Source organism: Streptomyces sp. NBC_00306, assembly GCF_036169555.1.
Classification (GTDB): Bacteria; Actinomycetota; Actinomycetes; order Streptomycetales; family Streptomycetaceae; genus Streptomyces; species Streptomyces achmelvichensis.
In genome coordinates, this window is the sequence record NZ_CP108032.1 from 5,486,750 (window position 1) to 5,502,254 (window position 15,505).

The window sequence follows — 15,505 nt, forward strand, 5'->3', positions numbered from 1 at the left end:
CGCCTTTCCTTTACGGTCCGGGCCGTAAAGGCTAGCGTGTCGGGAACGACCGCAACAGACGGGAGAGACCGCCCATGTCTGCGACCCAGACCCTGGTGCGCGGACTGCGCGGCACCGTGGTGCCGGCAGTGGCGACACCCATGGATCCCCGGGGAGTCGTGGACCTCGGTGCGCTGCGCGGCTACGCGGAGCGGATCGCGGCCGCACGCATCGGAGGCGTCGCCGTCTGGGCGCACACCGGCCGCGGTCTGTATCTCTCCGAACCGGACCGCGCGGACGTCCTGCGCGTCTGGCGGGAGACGGTCGACGGACCGATCGTGGCAGGCGTGGGGGTGCCACGATCGGTCCGCGCCACCACCCTTCGGGAGGCGTGGGACGCCACCGTCACCATGGCCGTGCAGGCGGCCGGACTGGGCGCCGACGCGGTCATGGTCTATCCGCTGGCACAGTTCGCCGAACGCCCCGAGGGCGAGCGGGAGGCGGTACGCCTGCACGAGCGGGTGGCCGAGGCCTGCGGGCTGCCCGTGCTCGGCTTCTTCCTCCACGGCGAGGCCGGGGGCTACCCCTATCCGCCGTCCCTGATCCGCCGGCTGCTGGCCCTCCCGTCGGCCGTCGGCGTCAAGCTCGCCACCCTGGACCGCGCGATGGCCTGCCAGGACGCGATCCGCGCGGCCGAGGGCAGCGGAAAGCTCGTCGTGACCGGCGAGGACCGGATGTTCGGCCCGTCCCTGATGTGGGGCGCCGACTCGGCCCTGGTCGGCATCGCCGCGGCGCGCGTGGGTCTGACGACCGCGGTCCTGGACGCCTGGACGGCGGGCGACCACACCGCGTTCGTCCGCGCGTCGGGCCGCCTCGACCGTTTCGCCGAGGCCACGTTCACCGCCCCGATCGAGGGCTATGTGCAGCGGATGCTGTGGGCGGCGGTGTGGGAGGGCCTGCTCCCCGAGTCGGCGGCGCACGACCCGTACGGGCCGCGGCTGCCGGAGTCGGAGCGGACGGCGGTCATCAGGTGCCTGGAGTCCCTCTCGGAGGAGAAGGACTGAGGGCTGTCCTCACCGCACCGCACCGCACCGACCCTCGCCCGTTCGGTTGCACCTCGCCCGTTCGGTCGCACCCGGCCCCTGCCGGCCGCGCCGGCCCGGTCGGGCTGCCCAGCCCCGTCCAGCCGCACCCGCCCGGCTACCGCGCGGTGGCCACGGCCGGGCGCAGCTCCGGGAAGAGCGTCAGCGCGTTGCGCCACAGCACCATCTCCCGCTCCTCCTCCGAGAAGCCCGCATCCCGGATCACGCCCAGCGACCAGCACGGATCGATCAGCGTCGCGTCCGTGCCGAACAGCATCCGCTCCACCGGCACCCCCGCCTCCCGCGCGTAGGCCACCCGTCCCGCGTCCGCCGCCGTACGGCAGTGCTCCAGATACAGCCGGTCGCAGCCCGCCGCCGCGTGCGCGGCCTCACGCCATGCGTCCCCGCCCGCATGACCCATGATCACCCGCAGTCCCGGGCGCTCCGCCAGGAGTTCGGGCAGCAGGGTCACCTCGCGGCCCCAGGTGTGCAGCAGCAGCGGTACGCCCGCGTCCGCGACCACGTCGAAGGCCTCCGCCATCTCACGGGTCCCCGGCAGCCGCCCCGGGTAGTGGGTGTGGATCTTCGCCCCGACGAACAGCCCGGTGCCCAGGCACCGCTTGAGGTCCGCCGCGCTCTCCTCGATCCGGTTCGGGTTCACCACCGCGTACCCCCGCAGCCGCGGCCGGGTCTCCAGGACCTCCCGCAGCGCCGCGTTCCCGGCGACCGCGTCGAGGACCACCGCCTCCGACGCCGACACCAGCTGGACGTCGATTCCGTAGCGGTCCATCTGGCGCAGGTTGTTGTCCGCGTCGCCGCAGGTCAGATGGAACTGCCAGCGGCCCACATGCGCATGCACATCGATGATCGGCATCAGACGAGCAACTCCTCGATGTTCTTGGTGGAGATCGCGGCACGGTCGTCGTCGGAGATGTCCGCGTAGCGCAGCCGCAGCGTCAGGGGCGAGATGTCCATGAAGGGCGTGCGCGAGCCGAAGACCAGATGGCGGGAGCCCACCTGGTCGACGACGCGCTCGATCGAGTCGCAGCCGGACAGCAGACGCGTGGTGACCCGGAACCCCGGCTCGTCACGGGCCATCAGCAGGAAGTCCGCCAGCAGATACGCGTGCAGATCCAGGAAGATCACCTCCGCGCCCCGGTCGGCGAGCGCCGGGCCGAAGCGGCGCGGGTCGCCGTCGTGCAGGAGCACCATCCCGCGCTCCAGGGCCAGCTTCACCACCCGCCGGTAGCCCGGGAAGCCGGGCTCGGCCGCCTGCTCGACGGTGAACAGCCGCAGGAACCGGACCCCGTCGGCGGCCAGTTCGTCCAGCCGCTCCTCTGCGGTGAGCGCGTCCCGGACGTCGACCGTGCCGACGGGCAGCAGCTCCGGGCAGTCCGCGAGATCGCGCACCGTCTCGGCGTTGCCCGCGCCGTCGTGGAAGAGGGGCCCCCGCGTGGAGAGCGCCAGCGCACCGGCGACGGGGGAGCGGTCCAGGATCGCGCGCACCTGCGCGAGCCCGAGGTCCCTCTCGTGCCGCGGCCAGGGCCCGTACAGCACATCCACGTCCCAGCCGATGTGCTCCGCCTGCGTCGGATGCAGCCACTCGTACGTCTGTGTCGCGCTCATCGTGCTCCCACCTCGCACAGGGCCCGCGCGATGCGGTCCACGTCGTCTTCGGTGTACGCCTCGTTCCACGGGAGCACGAGCAGCGTACGGTCGATCAGCTCCTCCGCCCGGGGGCACAGGCCCGGCGGATACCCGGGCACGGCCGGGTTGGCGTACAGCGGCCGTTCCAGATAGCCGGGAACCGACGGGATGCCCAGATCCAGGAGCCGCTTGCTCCAGCGGGCGTTGTCGTCGACCAGGAGCGGCACCACCCACCAGGCGTGGCCCTCCCGGCGCTCCGGCAACCGGCAGTCCCGCAGGCCGTCGATCGCCGCGGCCAGCTGCCCGGCCCGCCGGCGCCGTCGGGACACCACGTCCGCCACCTTGCCCAGCTGGGCCCTCGCGACCGCGGCGACGAGCTCCGGCATCCGGTAGTTGAGGCCCATCGTGCGGTGGATACGGCCCTCGGTGCGGTCCCAGCCCTTGTCCATGAACAGCCGCATCCCGCGGGCGAGCTCCGGGTCGTCGGTGACGGCCAGTCCGCCGTCACCCGCGGTGATGTGCTTGAACTGCTGGAGGCTGAAGCAGGCGATGTCGCCGAGCGTGCCGAGCAGCCGGCCCTCCTCGTCCTCGCCGAGCCAGGCCTGGGCGCAGTCCTCGATCAGCACGAGCCCGTGCCGGTCGCAGATCGCGCGCAGCGCGACGATGTCCGCCGCGGCGCCGAAGAGATGGACGGCGATGACCGCCTTGGTGCGAGGGGTGATGGCCGCCTCGACCGCCGCCGGGTCCAGGTTGCCGTCCTCGGCCCGTACGTCGGCGAACACCACCCGCGCGCCCTGGGCCATGACGGGAGCCACCGTGCCGAAGTCCGAGATGGGCGTGGTGATGACCTCGTCGCCCGGCCCGGCCCCGGCCGCCGCGACCGCCAGATGCAGGGAGGCCGTACCCGAACTGCAGGCCACGGCCTCCCGCCGGGAGTACAGGTGCGACATCTCCGCTTCCAGGGAGCGTGCTTCACTTCCGAAGGAACTGCACAGCACCGCGGAGTCGAGGACCCGCAGCACCGCGGCCCGTTCCTCCTCGCCGAAGGTGCGGCCGCGCGGATCGAGATCTGTGGGCAGTGGCATTTCCCGTTCGGGCATCGGGGCACTATCCTCTCCGCAAGTGTGCGGTTATGGCCTGGGCCGAAATTAGGGCCGTGGGTTGGTGGGCGTCAACCTCCGGCTGAATGTGTCGTACCCCCTCCAACCACTCCAGCAGAACGGAGACCGGCCGATGGCTCTCACGGTCGGCGTCATCGGTCCCGAGGACCTGGTCCACAAGGTGGTCGCGGTCGGCGGCGCGTCGGGCGCCGAGCGTCTCGTGCCCCTCGCGTACCGGCACGAGGACGAGACCCTCGGTATGGTCGCCCGCGCCCAGGCGGAGGCCGACGCCCTGCTGTTCACCGGCGTCGTCCCGCACACCCTCGCCGCGGCGGCCGGCCTGCTGGACCGGCCCGCGATGTATGTCCCGTACAACGGCGCGACCCTGCTGCGCGCCCTGGTGGAGCTGCTCCGCCTCGGCCACGACGTCTCCCGCATCTCCATCGACACCCTGCGCCGCAGCGAGGTCATGGAGACGCTGACGGAGGCCAAACTGCCCACCGAGCATGTGCACGTCCTGCCCTACCGGCCGGGGCTGACCTCGCAGGACCTCGCCGACTTCCATCTGAACGCGCGCGACAAGAAGCAGACACGCGTCGCCATCACCTGCCTCGGTTCGGCGTTCCACCTCCTCGAGCACGAGCTGCACGCGGTCCGGCTCGCGCCCTCGCGCCATTCCATACGTTCCACGCTCCAGGCGCTGGTCCTCGCCACCGCCGGAGCGCACAGCGGCGACGCCCAGATCGCCCTCGGCATCATCGATCTGCCCGCGGACGACCGGGAACTCGCCGCCGACCTGCGGGTGCTCGGCGGAAGTCTCGCCGGGCTGCCGGACGGCGCACGGCTGGTCGTCACCACCCGCGGGGTCCTGGAAGAGGTCAGCGAGGAGTTCACCCGCCTCCCCTTCCTCGCCGATCTCGCCGCACGGCACGGCACCGCCCACGTCGGATTCGGTCTCGGACGCACCGCCGCGGAGGCGGAGTCCCTGGCCAGACGGGCCGTCAACCGGGCCCGCTCGGTGGGCGCGGTCGCCGGAGTCGTCTCCATGACCGACGATGTCGACATTGTCATCGACGCGGAACGCACCCCGCCCGTGAGCCCCGCGACGGGTCCGGAGAGCACGGCGACGCTGGCCCGCCGCGTCGGACTCAACCCGAGGACGCTGGACCGGCTGCGGGAACTGGCCGCCGAGGAAGAGGAGGACGGCATCACCGCGCACCGCGTCGCCGAACACCTCTCCGTCCAGCAACGCACCGCCCGCCGCATCCTCAAGCGACTCGAACGCGCGGGGGTGGCGGTCCCCACCGGCAGCCGGCAACTGGGTCAGACCGGCCGCCCTCCGATCGTCTACCGCGTACGCCTCTGAGCCCGCGCTTACGGCCCGGGCCGTAAACCGAAGGAGCCGTGCTTGAAGATCGCCTCGGTCCACACGCGCGTCGTCAGGGCCCCCTATCGACGCCCCTTCGTCATCAGCAGCGGCACCAGCCCCGAACTCGTCAGCCTCGTCGTCGAGGTGCGCACGGCCGACGGTCTGTCCGGCTTCGGCGAGGCCTCCCCGATGACCGCCTACACCGGCGAGACCCTCGCCGGACTCGAAGCCGCGCTCACCGACCACGCGGCGCCCGTGCTCATCGGCCGTGATCCCCGCGATCTGGCCGGGGCGCACCAGGCCATGGACGGCGCGATCCGCGGCCAGCACCTCGCCAAGGCCGCGCTGGACATCGCCCTGCACGACCTCTCCGCGCGCGCCGCCGGCCGGCCGGTCCATCTGCTGCTCGGCGGCTGCGTCCGGCCGCGCGTGCCCACCACCTGGGTGGTCGGGCTCGGCACCGTCGACGAGATGGTGAAGGAGGCGGCGGAGTACGCGGCCCGGGGCTTCACCCACATCAAGGTCAAGGGCGGCGAGGACCCGGACCTCGACGTCCAGCTGGTGCGCCTCGTACGCGAGGTGCTGCCGGACACGGCCGAGCTCTGCCTCGACGCCAACGAGGGCTACGACCCCGGCACCGCGGGCCGTACCGTCGCCCGGCTGGCCGACGCCGGACTCGATCTGGTCGAACAGCCGCTGCCGCGCTGGGACCTGACGGGCATGGCGGGGCTGAGGAGCAGCGGCGGGGTACGGGTGATGGCCGACGAGAGCATGCAGTCGCTGCACGACGCGATGGAGATCGTGCGGCGGGGCGCGGCCGACGTCCTCAACATCAAGATCCTCAAGGTGGGCGGTCTGCACCGGGCCCGGCAGATCGCGGCGCTCGCGGAGGCGGCGGGGCTGTCGGTGAAGCTCGGCACGATGCCGGAGCTGGGCGTGGCGACCCTGGCGGCGGCCCATCTGGCGGCGTCGCTGCCGCACGCCACGGTCCCGGCGGACCTGGTGGGACCGCTCCTGGTCTCGGAGGAGCCCTTGGCCCCGACGGCGTTCGCCCACACCGCGGACCAGGGCTGGCTGGCGATCCCCACCACTCCTGGCCTGGGGCACGACCTGTAGGAACGCCGGGCAGGTTCCTACCCGGGGCGGGGTGTTCCGGGCCGGCTACAGCAGGCGCGTCGCGTCGTCCATCACCGGGACGACCCGGCGCGCCAGTATCCCCACCGGTCCCTCCGCCCGCTCCAGACCCAGCAGCGCCGTCACCGCCCCCGCGGTCTCCGTGTCCGTCGCCGCCGTCGCCGTCAGCAGCGCGATCAAGTGGTCGATCAGCCAGTCCCGCAGCTCCTGGGCGGCGGGCTGCTTTCCCTCGTCCAGCCAGATCAGCGACGCGGCCTCGACCGCCGCGATCCACGTCCGCACCATCATCCGCAGCCGCGCGCCCGGCCGGTCCACGCCGAGGTGGACGAGGATCTGCTCGGCGGCGGCCCGCCGCACCTCGTCCACGATCGCCGTCGTACGCGAGGTCTCGGCCACGCTGCCGCCGCGAAGCAGCGCGCTGAACCCCGCGTCGTGTTCGTCGACGAACGCGAGATAGCGGTCCAGCACCCGTGAGAGCCGCTCCGTCGGCGGCCCGGACGGCGGTTCGGTGAAGCACAGCTCCAGCTCGTCGGCCGCCGAGCGCAGGGCCGCCTCGTACAACTGCGGTTTCCCTCCCGGGAAGTAGCGGTAGACGAGGGGCCGGGACACCCCGGCCGCCTCGGCCACGTCGTCGAGCGAGATCTCGCCCGGCGGCTGGTGCGCGAAGAGGGTGAGGGCCGCCGCCAGGAGCTGCCTGCGGCGTTCCTCGACGCTGAGCCGTCGGTACGCACGGGTCGCCGGAGCGGGACTGGTCATGCTCGCAGCGTAACCGCACGGCTCCGGCGGCAGGCGGCGAGCGGGGAAGCCCGGCACGGGCCCGGCCGCCTGTCCGGCGGCCGGTGGCACGATGCGGCCGGCCCGCGCGGCCGGGCCGTCCGCTGCGCCGGCGTGCGTGGCCGGGCCGTCGACACCGTCCGCCCGTGCGGCCGGGCGGCCCTCGACTACGCCAGCAGGCCCGAGCTCTTCCACAGCCTCCGCCCCGGCCCCCTCAGCACGCCGATGTCGTCCAGGAAGTCCGTGAGCCTCTTGGCGCCCGACTGCATCACCTCGCGACGGTGGCCGCTCGCCTTCACCTGCGCCACGGCCTCACGGCGGTCGAGACCGACGTTCGTGTAGACCTGCGGATTGATGAAGCAGACGGAGAACACCTTGGCTGCCTCGCCGCAGCTGAGCCGGGTGAACTCCTGCTCCCAGCGCGGCGCGGTCACCATCTGGCGCCGCAACTCCTCGCGGGCGTACCGGACATGGCGGGCCTCTTCCACCACATGGATACGGGTGACACCACGCACCAGGGTCTGGACCCGCTCGTCCGGGAACGTGAGGCGCTGCATCCAGTCGAGGATCTCCTCGCCGAGCAGGGTCGCCGCGAACGAACCGGGCGTCGTCGACACGGTCTTCAGGACGCGGGCGAGATTGTGGTAGACCCGCGGCACCGGGTAGGCGGGCGCTCCGCCCTTCTGGATCATCCGGGCGAACATCATCGAATGCCGGCACTCGTCCGCGATCTCGGTGAGCGCGTACCGCACATGGTTGCTGGTCACGGACTTGTCGTAGATGTGCCGCACCAGCAGCTGCATCAGGATGATCTCGAACCAGATGCCCAGCGAGGCCAGCGAGGCCGCCTCGTGCCTGGCCAGATCCATCCGCTGGTCCTCGGACATCTTCCGCCACAGCGGGGTGTCGTACAGCGACACCAGCTCCGGCGGCCAGAACCACTTGTCGTCCTCGACGGGGGAGTCCCAGTCGAGCTCCTTGTCGGGGTCGAAAGAGTGCTTGGCGGAGGACTCGAGCAGGCGCTCGGCGACCTGTTCACGGTCCCTCAGAGGGCCGAGTGCATCGCGCAGCAGCCGCAAGTCGCGTTCGGTCACGGTCGTCATGGCAGTTATGAGACTCCTTGTCAGTAAGCTCGTCAATCCCTTGCGCACGACTTGTTGACTCTTCGTCTACCAGCGTGTGAGCCTGCCAAGTGGCCTTCGGTATACGGGATATGAGGCGAAGGAGTCGCCGGTGTCGACGTACGACCGCTACACGAACGCCCCTGAAAGCCTCCAATGGCAGGTCCCGGCCTCGGGCGCCGCCCGCTTCAGCTGGGAGTACGACGACGGCCGCGACCGTCTTCTCGCCCTGTACCAGAAGGGCAAGGACAAGCAGTGGGACGGCGCCAAGCGCATCGACTGGGACCTGGAGGTGGATCCGTACGACCCGCTCGGCACCCCCGACGAGGCGCTCACCCTCTACGGTTCGCGCCACTGGGCGAAGCTCACCGAGAAGGACAAGGGCGAGCTGCGGAAGCACTACACCTCCTGGCAGTTCAGCCAGTTCCTGCACGGAGAGCAGGGCGCGATGGTGTGCGCCGCGCGCATCGTCGAGTCGGTGCCCGATCTGGACGCCAAGTTCTACTCCGCCACCCAGACCATGGACGAGGCCCGGCACGCCGAGATCTACGGGCGCTTCCTGCACGAGAAGGTCGGGATGCTGTACCCGGTCAACGACAACCTCCAGGGGCTGCTCGGCGACACCCTGCGCGACTCGCGCTGGGACATGCCCTACCTCGGCATGCAGGTCCTCATCGAGGGGCTCGCCCTCGCCGCGTTCGGCCTGCTCCGCGACACCACCGACAAGCCGCTGCCCAAGCAGATCCTGGCCTACGTCATGCAGGACGAGGCGCGGCACGTGGCGTTCGGGCGGATGGCGCTGCGCGACTACTACAAGCAGCTCAGCGACGCGGAACTGCGCGAGCGCGAGGAGTTCGTGATCGAGGGCTGCTACCTGATGCGCAACCGCCTCAGCGGTGTCGAGGTCCTGGAGAACTTCGGCATCCCCCGGCAGGAGGCCGCCGAGCTCTCCGAACAGTCCGAGTTCCTCCAGCTGTTCCGCAAGCTGCTGTTCAGCAGGATCGTGCCGTGTGTGAAGGACATCGGTCTGTGGGGCGAGCGGCTGCAGAAGGCGTACCTGGACATGGGCGTCTTCGAGATGGGTGACGCCAACCTCGACCTGCTGATGACCCAGGACGAGGAGATCGCGGAACAACTGGACCGCGAACGGTTCGCGGAGGAGGAGCGGGCCAGGGTGGCGGAGGTCGAGGAGGCGATCGCGGAGGGCGGGACCGCCGGTCCGTGATCGTGCCGTTCCGGGAGGCACCGGGCCGTCGGCCGGTGTTCCGGGCGGGCGTACGCTTCCCGCGCGGATGACCTGCCGGTTGAACCGGGACCGCCGGCCGGCCGTACTCCTAGCCGGCGGCCCGACCTCCCGAGCCCGGTCCGCCGTGCCACCACCGCGCTTCGCACGGAAGGACCTTCGGGTGTCGCTCTTCACGCGCTCTCGTCAGCTGCTGCACAAGGACGCGGCGAACAGCGAGGGGGACCCGGCGCCGACGGCGGGTGACGCGGCCGCGGATGCCCCGGCCGACGCTGACGCGGAGGACACCGCGGCAGCCCACGCCGGCGCCGAAACGGAAGGCGCCGCCCCAGCCGACCCCGAGCCTGCCGCAGACCCGGACGCCGACCCCGAATCGGCCCCGGCCGGCGGGCGGAGGAACCCGGGCATCGCGCGCGCCCGCTCGTCGACGACGACCGTGCTCGCCGCCCTGCTGGTGTTCGCGGCGCTCGTCGTCCCCAATGAACTCACCCGCGTCACACCCGCCTCCTTCACCCGCATACCCGTCGAGGCGATCTTCGGCGCCGCCCTGCTGCTGGTCCTGCCGGCGCGGGCGCGACGGGTGACGGCGGTCGTCGCCGGGGTGTGCCTCGGTCTCGTGACCATCCTGAACCTGCTGGACATGGGGTTCTACTCGGTGCTCGACCGGCCGTTCGACCTCGTACTGGACTGGATCCTGTTCGACGACGCGAAGGCGTTCCTCCAGGACTCGGTCGGCACCGCCGGTGCGATCGGCGCCGTCGTCGTGGTCATCGCCCTGGTCATCGCCGTCCTCGTCCTCATCACGCTGGCGGTCGTCCGGCTGACCCGGCTCGTCGCCGAGCACAGCGCGGTGGCCACCCGTTCCGTCCTGGTCGCCGGGACCGTCTGGGTCGCCTGCATGGCGCTCGGGATACAGAACGTCGGCGTCCCCGTCGCCTCCCTGGCCACGGCCGACCTCGCCAAGCACCGTCTGTACACGGTGCGTGCGGGCATCGAGGACGAGCGGGCGTTCGCCAGGGAGGCGGCCGTCGACAGGTTCGCCGACACCCCCGCAGACCAACTGCTGACCGGACTGCGCGGCAAGGACGTCATCTTCGCGTTCATCGAGAGCTACGGCCGCAGCGCCATCGAGGACCCGGCGATGGCGCCGCAGATGAACGAAACCCTCGCCGAGGGCACCGACCGGCTGAAGGCGGCCGGGTTCTCCGCACGGAGCGGCTTCCTCACCTCGCCCACGTTCGGCGGCGGCAGCTGGCTGGCCCACTCCACCTTCATGTCGGGCCTGTGGGTCAAGAACCAGCAGCGGTACCGCAGTGTCACCTCCAGCGACCACCTCTCGCTCACCGGCGCCTTCCAGCGCTCCGACGCCTGGCGGACGGTCGGCATCATGCCGGGCGTCACCCGCTCGTGGCCGGAAGGGAAGTTCTACGGCCTCGACACCGTCTACGACTCCCGCGAGCTCGGCTACGAGGGCCCGAAGTTCAGCTGGGCGCCCGTTCCCGACCAGTACAGCCTGTCGGCCTTCGAGCGTCTGGAGAACGGCAAGCCGGGCCGCAAGCCGCTGATGAGCGAGATCATCCTCGTCTCCAGCCACAACCCCTGGGCGCCCATCCCCAAGTCGATCGGGTGGGACGAGATCGGTGACGGCTCGGTCTACCAGTCCATCAGCAAGGACGGGAAGGACCCCAAGGAGGTCTGGAAGGACCCCGACCAGGTGCGTACCGAGTACCGGCGCTCCATCGAGTACTCGGTGAACAGCCTGGTCTCGTACGTGGCGAAGTACGGCGACAAGGACACCGTGCTGGTCTTCCTCGGCGACCACCAGCCCGCGAAGATCGTCACCGGTGAGAACGCCGGCCGGGACGTGCCGATCTCGATCGTCGCCCACGACCCCGCGGTCCTCGACAAGATCGCCGGCTGGGGCTGGCACGAGGGCCTCAAGCCGTCCCCGGACGCGCCGGTCTGGCCGATGGACACGTTCCGCGACCGCTTCCTGACGGCGTACGGCCCGCAGCCCGCCGCTCCGGCGACTCCGCCGGCGCGCTAACGCGGCGGCTCGGCACGAGCCGGGCTGTACGCCGGGTTCAGTCGCCCGGGTTCGCCGCGCTGGGCATCTGGGCCGGTCGGCTCACTGCCGGCAGCCGTTCCTCCGCTGCCACCGCCATCTCGACCAACGCCACGTCCGCCCCGCGCGCCGCGACCAGTTGGAGGCCCACCGGGCAGCCGTCGTCCGTGAAGCCCGCCGGGACACTCGCCGCCGGATGGCCGCTGAGGTTGAACGCCCAGGTCAGCGCCGTGGAGTAGGTGTCGCCCGGGCCGTCGTGGCCGTGGGGGCGGTTCGGAGTCGCGGGGGTCAGCAGTACGTCGGTCCGGGCGAACAGGGCGTCCAGGCGGCGGTCGTTCTCCGCGCGGACCGCCGCAGCGGCGGCCGGGCGGCCACCCCGGACCGCCTGCCAGGCGTCCCGCGGGTCGAGCAGTTCGAAGGGGCTCCGGTCCAGGCGTACCACTCCGGTTGTCTCCAGCAGCCCGGCCGCCGCCCGTGCCACCGACTCCACCTCCGGGTCCGTTCGTGCGAACCCCAGGTCCGGTGACCAGCGCGCCCGCAGCGGCAGGACCGGGCGTACTTCGTCGTACGGGCCGAGCACCGCCCGCAGACAGGTCCGTGCCTCCGCGGCCGTCGGGGTGAGCACACCCGCCGAGGCGAGACCGGTGCGGTCGGGTGACGGCAGCAGGCCGTTCGTCGTCTTCAGCCCGAACACCCCGCACCAGGCTGCCGGGATACGTACCGACCCGGCGCCGTCGCTGCCCGTGGCGAGAGCGGCCATGCCCGTCGCGACCGCCACCGCCGCGCCCGCCGAGGAGCCGCCGGGCGTGCGGTCCGCCCGGTACGGGTTGAGCGTCCGGCCGTGCCGGCCGAGGCCCCAGGTCTGCCAGTAGGTGCCCGGCCCCGGTACCGCCGTCGAGCCGACCGGCACGGCGCCCGCCGCGATCAGCCGACGGGCCGCATGCGCGCGGATGCCGGCCGGCCCCTTCACCGCGAACGGAACTCCCGCCAGCGCCCCCGCCGGATCGGGCTCCCGGCTCAGCGCCCGCTCCGGCCACACGTCGAGGAAGGCGCAGACCTGCGGGTCCAGCCGTTCGATCCGCTCCAGAGCCCGGGCCACCGTCATCGGATCAGTCTCGCAGGGCCGCCTCCATGACGGCGCGCGCGATGGGAGCCGCGCTGCCGCCGCCGCTGATGGCCCCGCGTACCCCCGTGGCGTCCTCGACGACCACGGCGACCGCGACCGCGGGCTGGGTGGCGCCGCGCGCCTGCGCCCAGGAGATGAACCAGGCGTACGGCGTACCCGAGTTGCCGAGACCGTGCTGCGCCGTGCCTGTCTTGCCGCCGACCCTCGCCCCCTTGATCGCGGCCTTCCCGCCGGTGCCGTCCTCCACCACGCGCACCATCAGCCGCTGCAACTCGCGTGCCGTGGAGGGGGACATCGCCTGGTGGTACGAACGCTGGTCGGTCTGCGAGAGCGTCCGGCCGCCGGGGGTCGTCACGCGCTCCACGAGATGGGGCTGCTTGAGGTCCCCGCCGTTGGCGACGGCCGCCGAGACCATCGCCATCTGGAGCGGTGTCGCGGTGGTGTTGAACTGCCCGATCGAGGACAGCGCCAGCTGGTCCACGGTCATCCGCTTGTCGAAGTTCGAGGGGGCCACCCCGGAGGGGATGCGCAGCTTGCGGTCGTTGAAGCCGAACCTGGAGACCGTGTCCAGCATTCCGGCCATCCCGATCTTCACGCCGATGGCCGCCATCACCGAGTTGCACGACCACTGGATCGCGTAGGCGAGCGAGGCGTTGCCGCAGTCCTTCGTCACGTTGGGCAGCGTGGTGCGGGTGCCCGGCAGGATGTACGGGTCGGGCGTACCGGTCGGCGCGTCGACATCGGCGACCACCCCCGCGTCCAGCGCCGCCGCCGCGGTCACGATCTTGAACGCGGAGCCGGGCGGATACGTCTGCCGGATCGCCCGGTTCAGCATCGGCTGTGTGTACTCGGCGTTGAGCCGTGCCCACGCGTAGGTCGTCGACATGCCCGTGCCCGAGAGCTCGCCGGGGTCGTACGACGGGCTGCTGACCAGCGCGAGAATCCTGCCGGTCGACGGTTCGAGCGCGGCGACGGCGCCTCGCTTGCCGCCGAGTCCCCGGTACGCGGCCTCCTGCATCGAGGGCTTGATGGTGGTGACGACATGGCCGCCGGACCGCCGGTGGCCACTCACGTCGTTCCAGAACGGGAACGCGGTGAGCAGCGGGTCCGAGCCGGAGAGCACCGTGTCCTCCGCGTTCTCCAGGAGGGTGGTGCCGTATGTCTGCGAGGAGAAGCCGGTCACCGGCGCGTACAGCGGGCCCTGGGGATAGGTGCGTTCGAAGCGGAGCTGCTGGCCGGTGTCCTCGTTGCCGGTGACGGGTCTGCCGCCGACCAGGATGTCGCCGCGCGGCCCGTCGTAACGGCCGATCGCCGTGCGGCGGTTCGCCGGGTTGTCGTCCAGCGAGCCGGACGCGACGAGCTGCACCCGTGCGGCGTTGATCAGCAGGGCGAGCAGCAGCAGGAAGCAGAGGCCGGCCGCGCGGCGGATGTAGCGGATCACCTGTCCTCCTTCAGGGCCGGGACGAGGACCTCGGTGTCGGCCGGTTCCGGGCTCGGCCTGCGGGCCGAGTCGCTGACCCGGATCAGCAGCGCCACGATGACCCAGTTGGTGACGACGGACGAACCGCCCTGCGCCAGGAAGGGCATGGCCATGCCGGTGAGCGGGATCAACCCCATCACTCCGCCCGCGATGACGAAGACCTGGAGGGCGATGATCGAGGCGAGCCCCACCGCCAGCAGCCGTCCGAACGGGTCGCGCAGACAGAGCCCGGCCTGGAAGCCGCGCGCCACCATCAGCGCGTAGAGCATCAGGATCCCGGTGAGGCCGACCAGTCCGAGTTCCTCGCCCGCGGTGGCGAGGATGAAGTCGGACTTCGTCGCGAACCCGATGAGCGTGGAGTGGCCGAGGCCGAGGCCGGTGCCGAGCATCCCGCCCGCGGCGAAGGCGAACAGCGACTGGGCGACCTGGCTGGGGCCCTGGCCGGCCTCGATGGTCGCGAACGGGTCGAGCCAGTCCTGGACCCGGCCGTGCACATGGGGTTCGAGCAGACCGACCGCGACCGCCCCGGCCGCCGCGAGCGTCAGGCCCACCGCGATCCAGCCGGTCCGGCCGGTGGCCACGTACAACATGATCACGAAGAGCCCGAAGAAGAGCAGCGAGGTGCCGAGGTCTCGTTCCAGCACGAGCACGGCCACGCTGATCAGCCAGATGGCGACGACGGGACCGAGCACCCGGCCGGTGGGGAGCTGCATCCGCCAGATCCGGCGTCCCGTGCTGGCGAGCGTGGTGTGGTTGGCGGCGAGGTAGGCCGCGAAGAAGACGGCGAGCAGGATCTTCGCGAACTCGCCCGGCTGGAAGGACAGTCCGCCGATCCGGATCCAGATCCGGGCGCCGTTCACCGCGGGGAAGAAGATCGGTACGAGCATCAGGGCGAGCGCGGCGGCGACCGAGACGTAGGCGTAGCGCTGGAGGAGCCGGTGGTCGCGCAGCAGGAGGACCACGGTGATGAAGAGGGCGACTCCGAGCGTGGACCAGATCAGCTGGACGGGCGCGGCGATGTCGTGCGGCGTCTCCTGGTCGAGCCGGTAGATGAGCACCAGGCCCAGGCCGTTGAGGAGGACCGCGATGGGCAGCAGCAGCGGATCGGCGCACGGGGCGCGGAACCGCACGGCGAGGTGGGCCACAAGCGCGAGGACGCCGAGGCCGGCGCCGTAGCGCAGGACGTCGTGCGGTACGGCGTCGTGGCGGGCGAGCCCCACCGCCGCATAGCCGAAGACGCTGATGAGGACGGCGCCCACCAGGAGCGAGAGCTCGACGCCCCGCCGCCGGGGAAGACGCGGGGCGGGCGGGGGAGCCTCCGCCGTCGTTGCGGTCATGCCACGCAACGTAGCAAGACGCAAGTCTTATGTCCCTTTATGTCAATA

13 protein-coding genes are annotated in these 15,505 nt (G+C 71.7%); 5 read left to right on the forward strand and 8 right to left on the reverse strand.

The genetic code is table 11. From position 1 onward, the window contains the following. Positions 1-74 precede the first annotated feature (74 nt). Complete coding sequence (locus tag OHA05_RS24620) at positions 75-1,043, forward strand: dihydrodipicolinate synthase family protein (protein WP_313944137.1); 969 nt, start codon at positions 75-77, stop codon at positions 1,041-1,043. 136 nt (positions 1,044-1,179) lie between these two features. On the opposite strand, the gene OHA05_RS24625 is transcribed toward OHA05_RS24620, so the two are convergent. From OHA05_RS24625 to OHA05_RS24635, 3 genes are read right to left on the reverse strand one after another with little or no spacing between them, the layout of a single operon-like run. Beyond that, entirely contained in the window at positions 1,180-1,935 is a 756-nt protein-coding gene (locus OHA05_RS24625) for an amidohydrolase family protein (RefSeq protein WP_313944136.1), read from the reverse strand. After that, positions 1,935-2,687, reverse strand: a complete 753-nt coding sequence (locus OHA05_RS24630; protein WP_328861729.1) for a hypothetical protein — start codon at positions 2,685-2,687, stop codon at positions 1,935-1,937. Before OHA05_RS24630 ends, OHA05_RS24625 begins: the two co-directional genes overlap by 1 nt. Continuing rightward, complete coding sequence (locus OHA05_RS24635) at positions 2,684-3,808, reverse strand: DegT/DnrJ/EryC1/StrS family aminotransferase (RefSeq protein ID WP_328861730.1); 1,125 nt, start codon at positions 3,806-3,808, stop codon at positions 2,684-2,686. The genes OHA05_RS24630 and OHA05_RS24635 overlap by 4 nt, the downstream gene beginning before the upstream one ends. 133 nt (positions 3,809-3,941) lie before the next feature. Here OHA05_RS24635 and OHA05_RS24640 point away from each other — a divergent pair, with 133 nt between their 5' ends. Then, positions 3,942-5,174, forward strand: a complete 1,233-nt coding sequence (locus tag OHA05_RS24640; protein ID WP_313944133.1) for a hypothetical protein — start codon at positions 3,942-3,944, stop codon at positions 5,172-5,174. A gap of 42 nt (positions 5,175-5,216) precedes the next feature. Continuing rightward, positions 5,217-6,293: a mandelate racemase/muconate lactonizing enzyme family protein gene (locus tag OHA05_RS24645; protein ID WP_313944132.1), complete on the forward strand. Its 1,077-nt coding sequence runs from the start codon at positions 5,217-5,219 to the stop codon at positions 6,291-6,293. A gap of 45 nt (positions 6,294-6,338) precedes the next feature. On the opposite strand, the gene OHA05_RS24650 is transcribed toward OHA05_RS24645, so the two are convergent. Both OHA05_RS24650 and OHA05_RS24655 read right to left on the reverse strand, forming a co-directional pair. Beyond that, complete coding sequence (locus OHA05_RS24650) at positions 6,339-7,067, reverse strand: TetR/AcrR family transcriptional regulator (protein WP_313944131.1); 729 nt, start codon at positions 7,065-7,067, stop codon at positions 6,339-6,341. 185 nt (positions 7,068-7,252) lie between these two features. After that, a complete protein-coding gene (locus OHA05_RS24655) occupies positions 7,253-8,188 on the reverse strand; it encodes an AurF N-oxygenase family protein (protein WP_313944130.1) in 936 nt (311 codons plus the stop codon). A 130-nt stretch (positions 8,189-8,318) separates the two neighbouring features. On the opposite strand from OHA05_RS24655, the gene OHA05_RS24660 reads away from it, so the two are divergent. Both OHA05_RS24660 and OHA05_RS24665 read left to right on the forward strand, forming a co-directional pair. Then, complete coding sequence (locus OHA05_RS24660; RefSeq protein ID WP_327680299.1) at positions 8,319-9,431, forward strand: ferritin-like domain-containing protein; 1,113 nt, start codon at positions 8,319-8,321, stop codon at positions 9,429-9,431. A gap of 181 nt (positions 9,432-9,612) precedes the next feature. Next, positions 9,613-11,496: a sulfatase gene (locus OHA05_RS24665; protein WP_328861731.1), complete on the forward strand. Its 1,884-nt coding sequence runs from the start codon at positions 9,613-9,615 to the stop codon at positions 11,494-11,496. A gap of 37 nt (positions 11,497-11,533) precedes the next feature. On the opposite strand, the gene OHA05_RS24670 is transcribed toward OHA05_RS24665, so the two are convergent. The 3 genes from OHA05_RS24670 to OHA05_RS24680 are packed head-to-tail and all read right to left on the reverse strand — an operon-like array spanning position 11,534 to position 15,457. Beyond that, positions 11,534-12,619: an amidase gene (locus OHA05_RS24670; RefSeq protein WP_328861732.1), complete on the reverse strand. Its 1,086-nt coding sequence runs from the start codon at positions 12,617-12,619 to the stop codon at positions 11,534-11,536. A gap of 4 nt (positions 12,620-12,623) precedes the next feature. Further along, positions 12,624-14,081, reverse strand: a complete 1,458-nt coding sequence (locus OHA05_RS24675; RefSeq protein ID WP_313944126.1) for a penicillin-binding transpeptidase domain-containing protein — start codon at positions 14,079-14,081, stop codon at positions 12,624-12,626. Continuing rightward, positions 14,078-15,457 carry an FtsW/RodA/SpoVE family cell cycle protein gene (locus tag OHA05_RS24680; protein ID WP_328861733.1) on the reverse strand — a complete coding sequence of 460 codons (1,380 nt, stop codon included), beginning with the start codon at positions 15,455-15,457 and terminating at the stop codon, positions 14,078-14,080. The genes OHA05_RS24675 and OHA05_RS24680 overlap by 4 nt, the downstream gene beginning before the upstream one ends. Between the last annotated feature and the right edge of the window lie 48 nt (positions 15,458-15,505).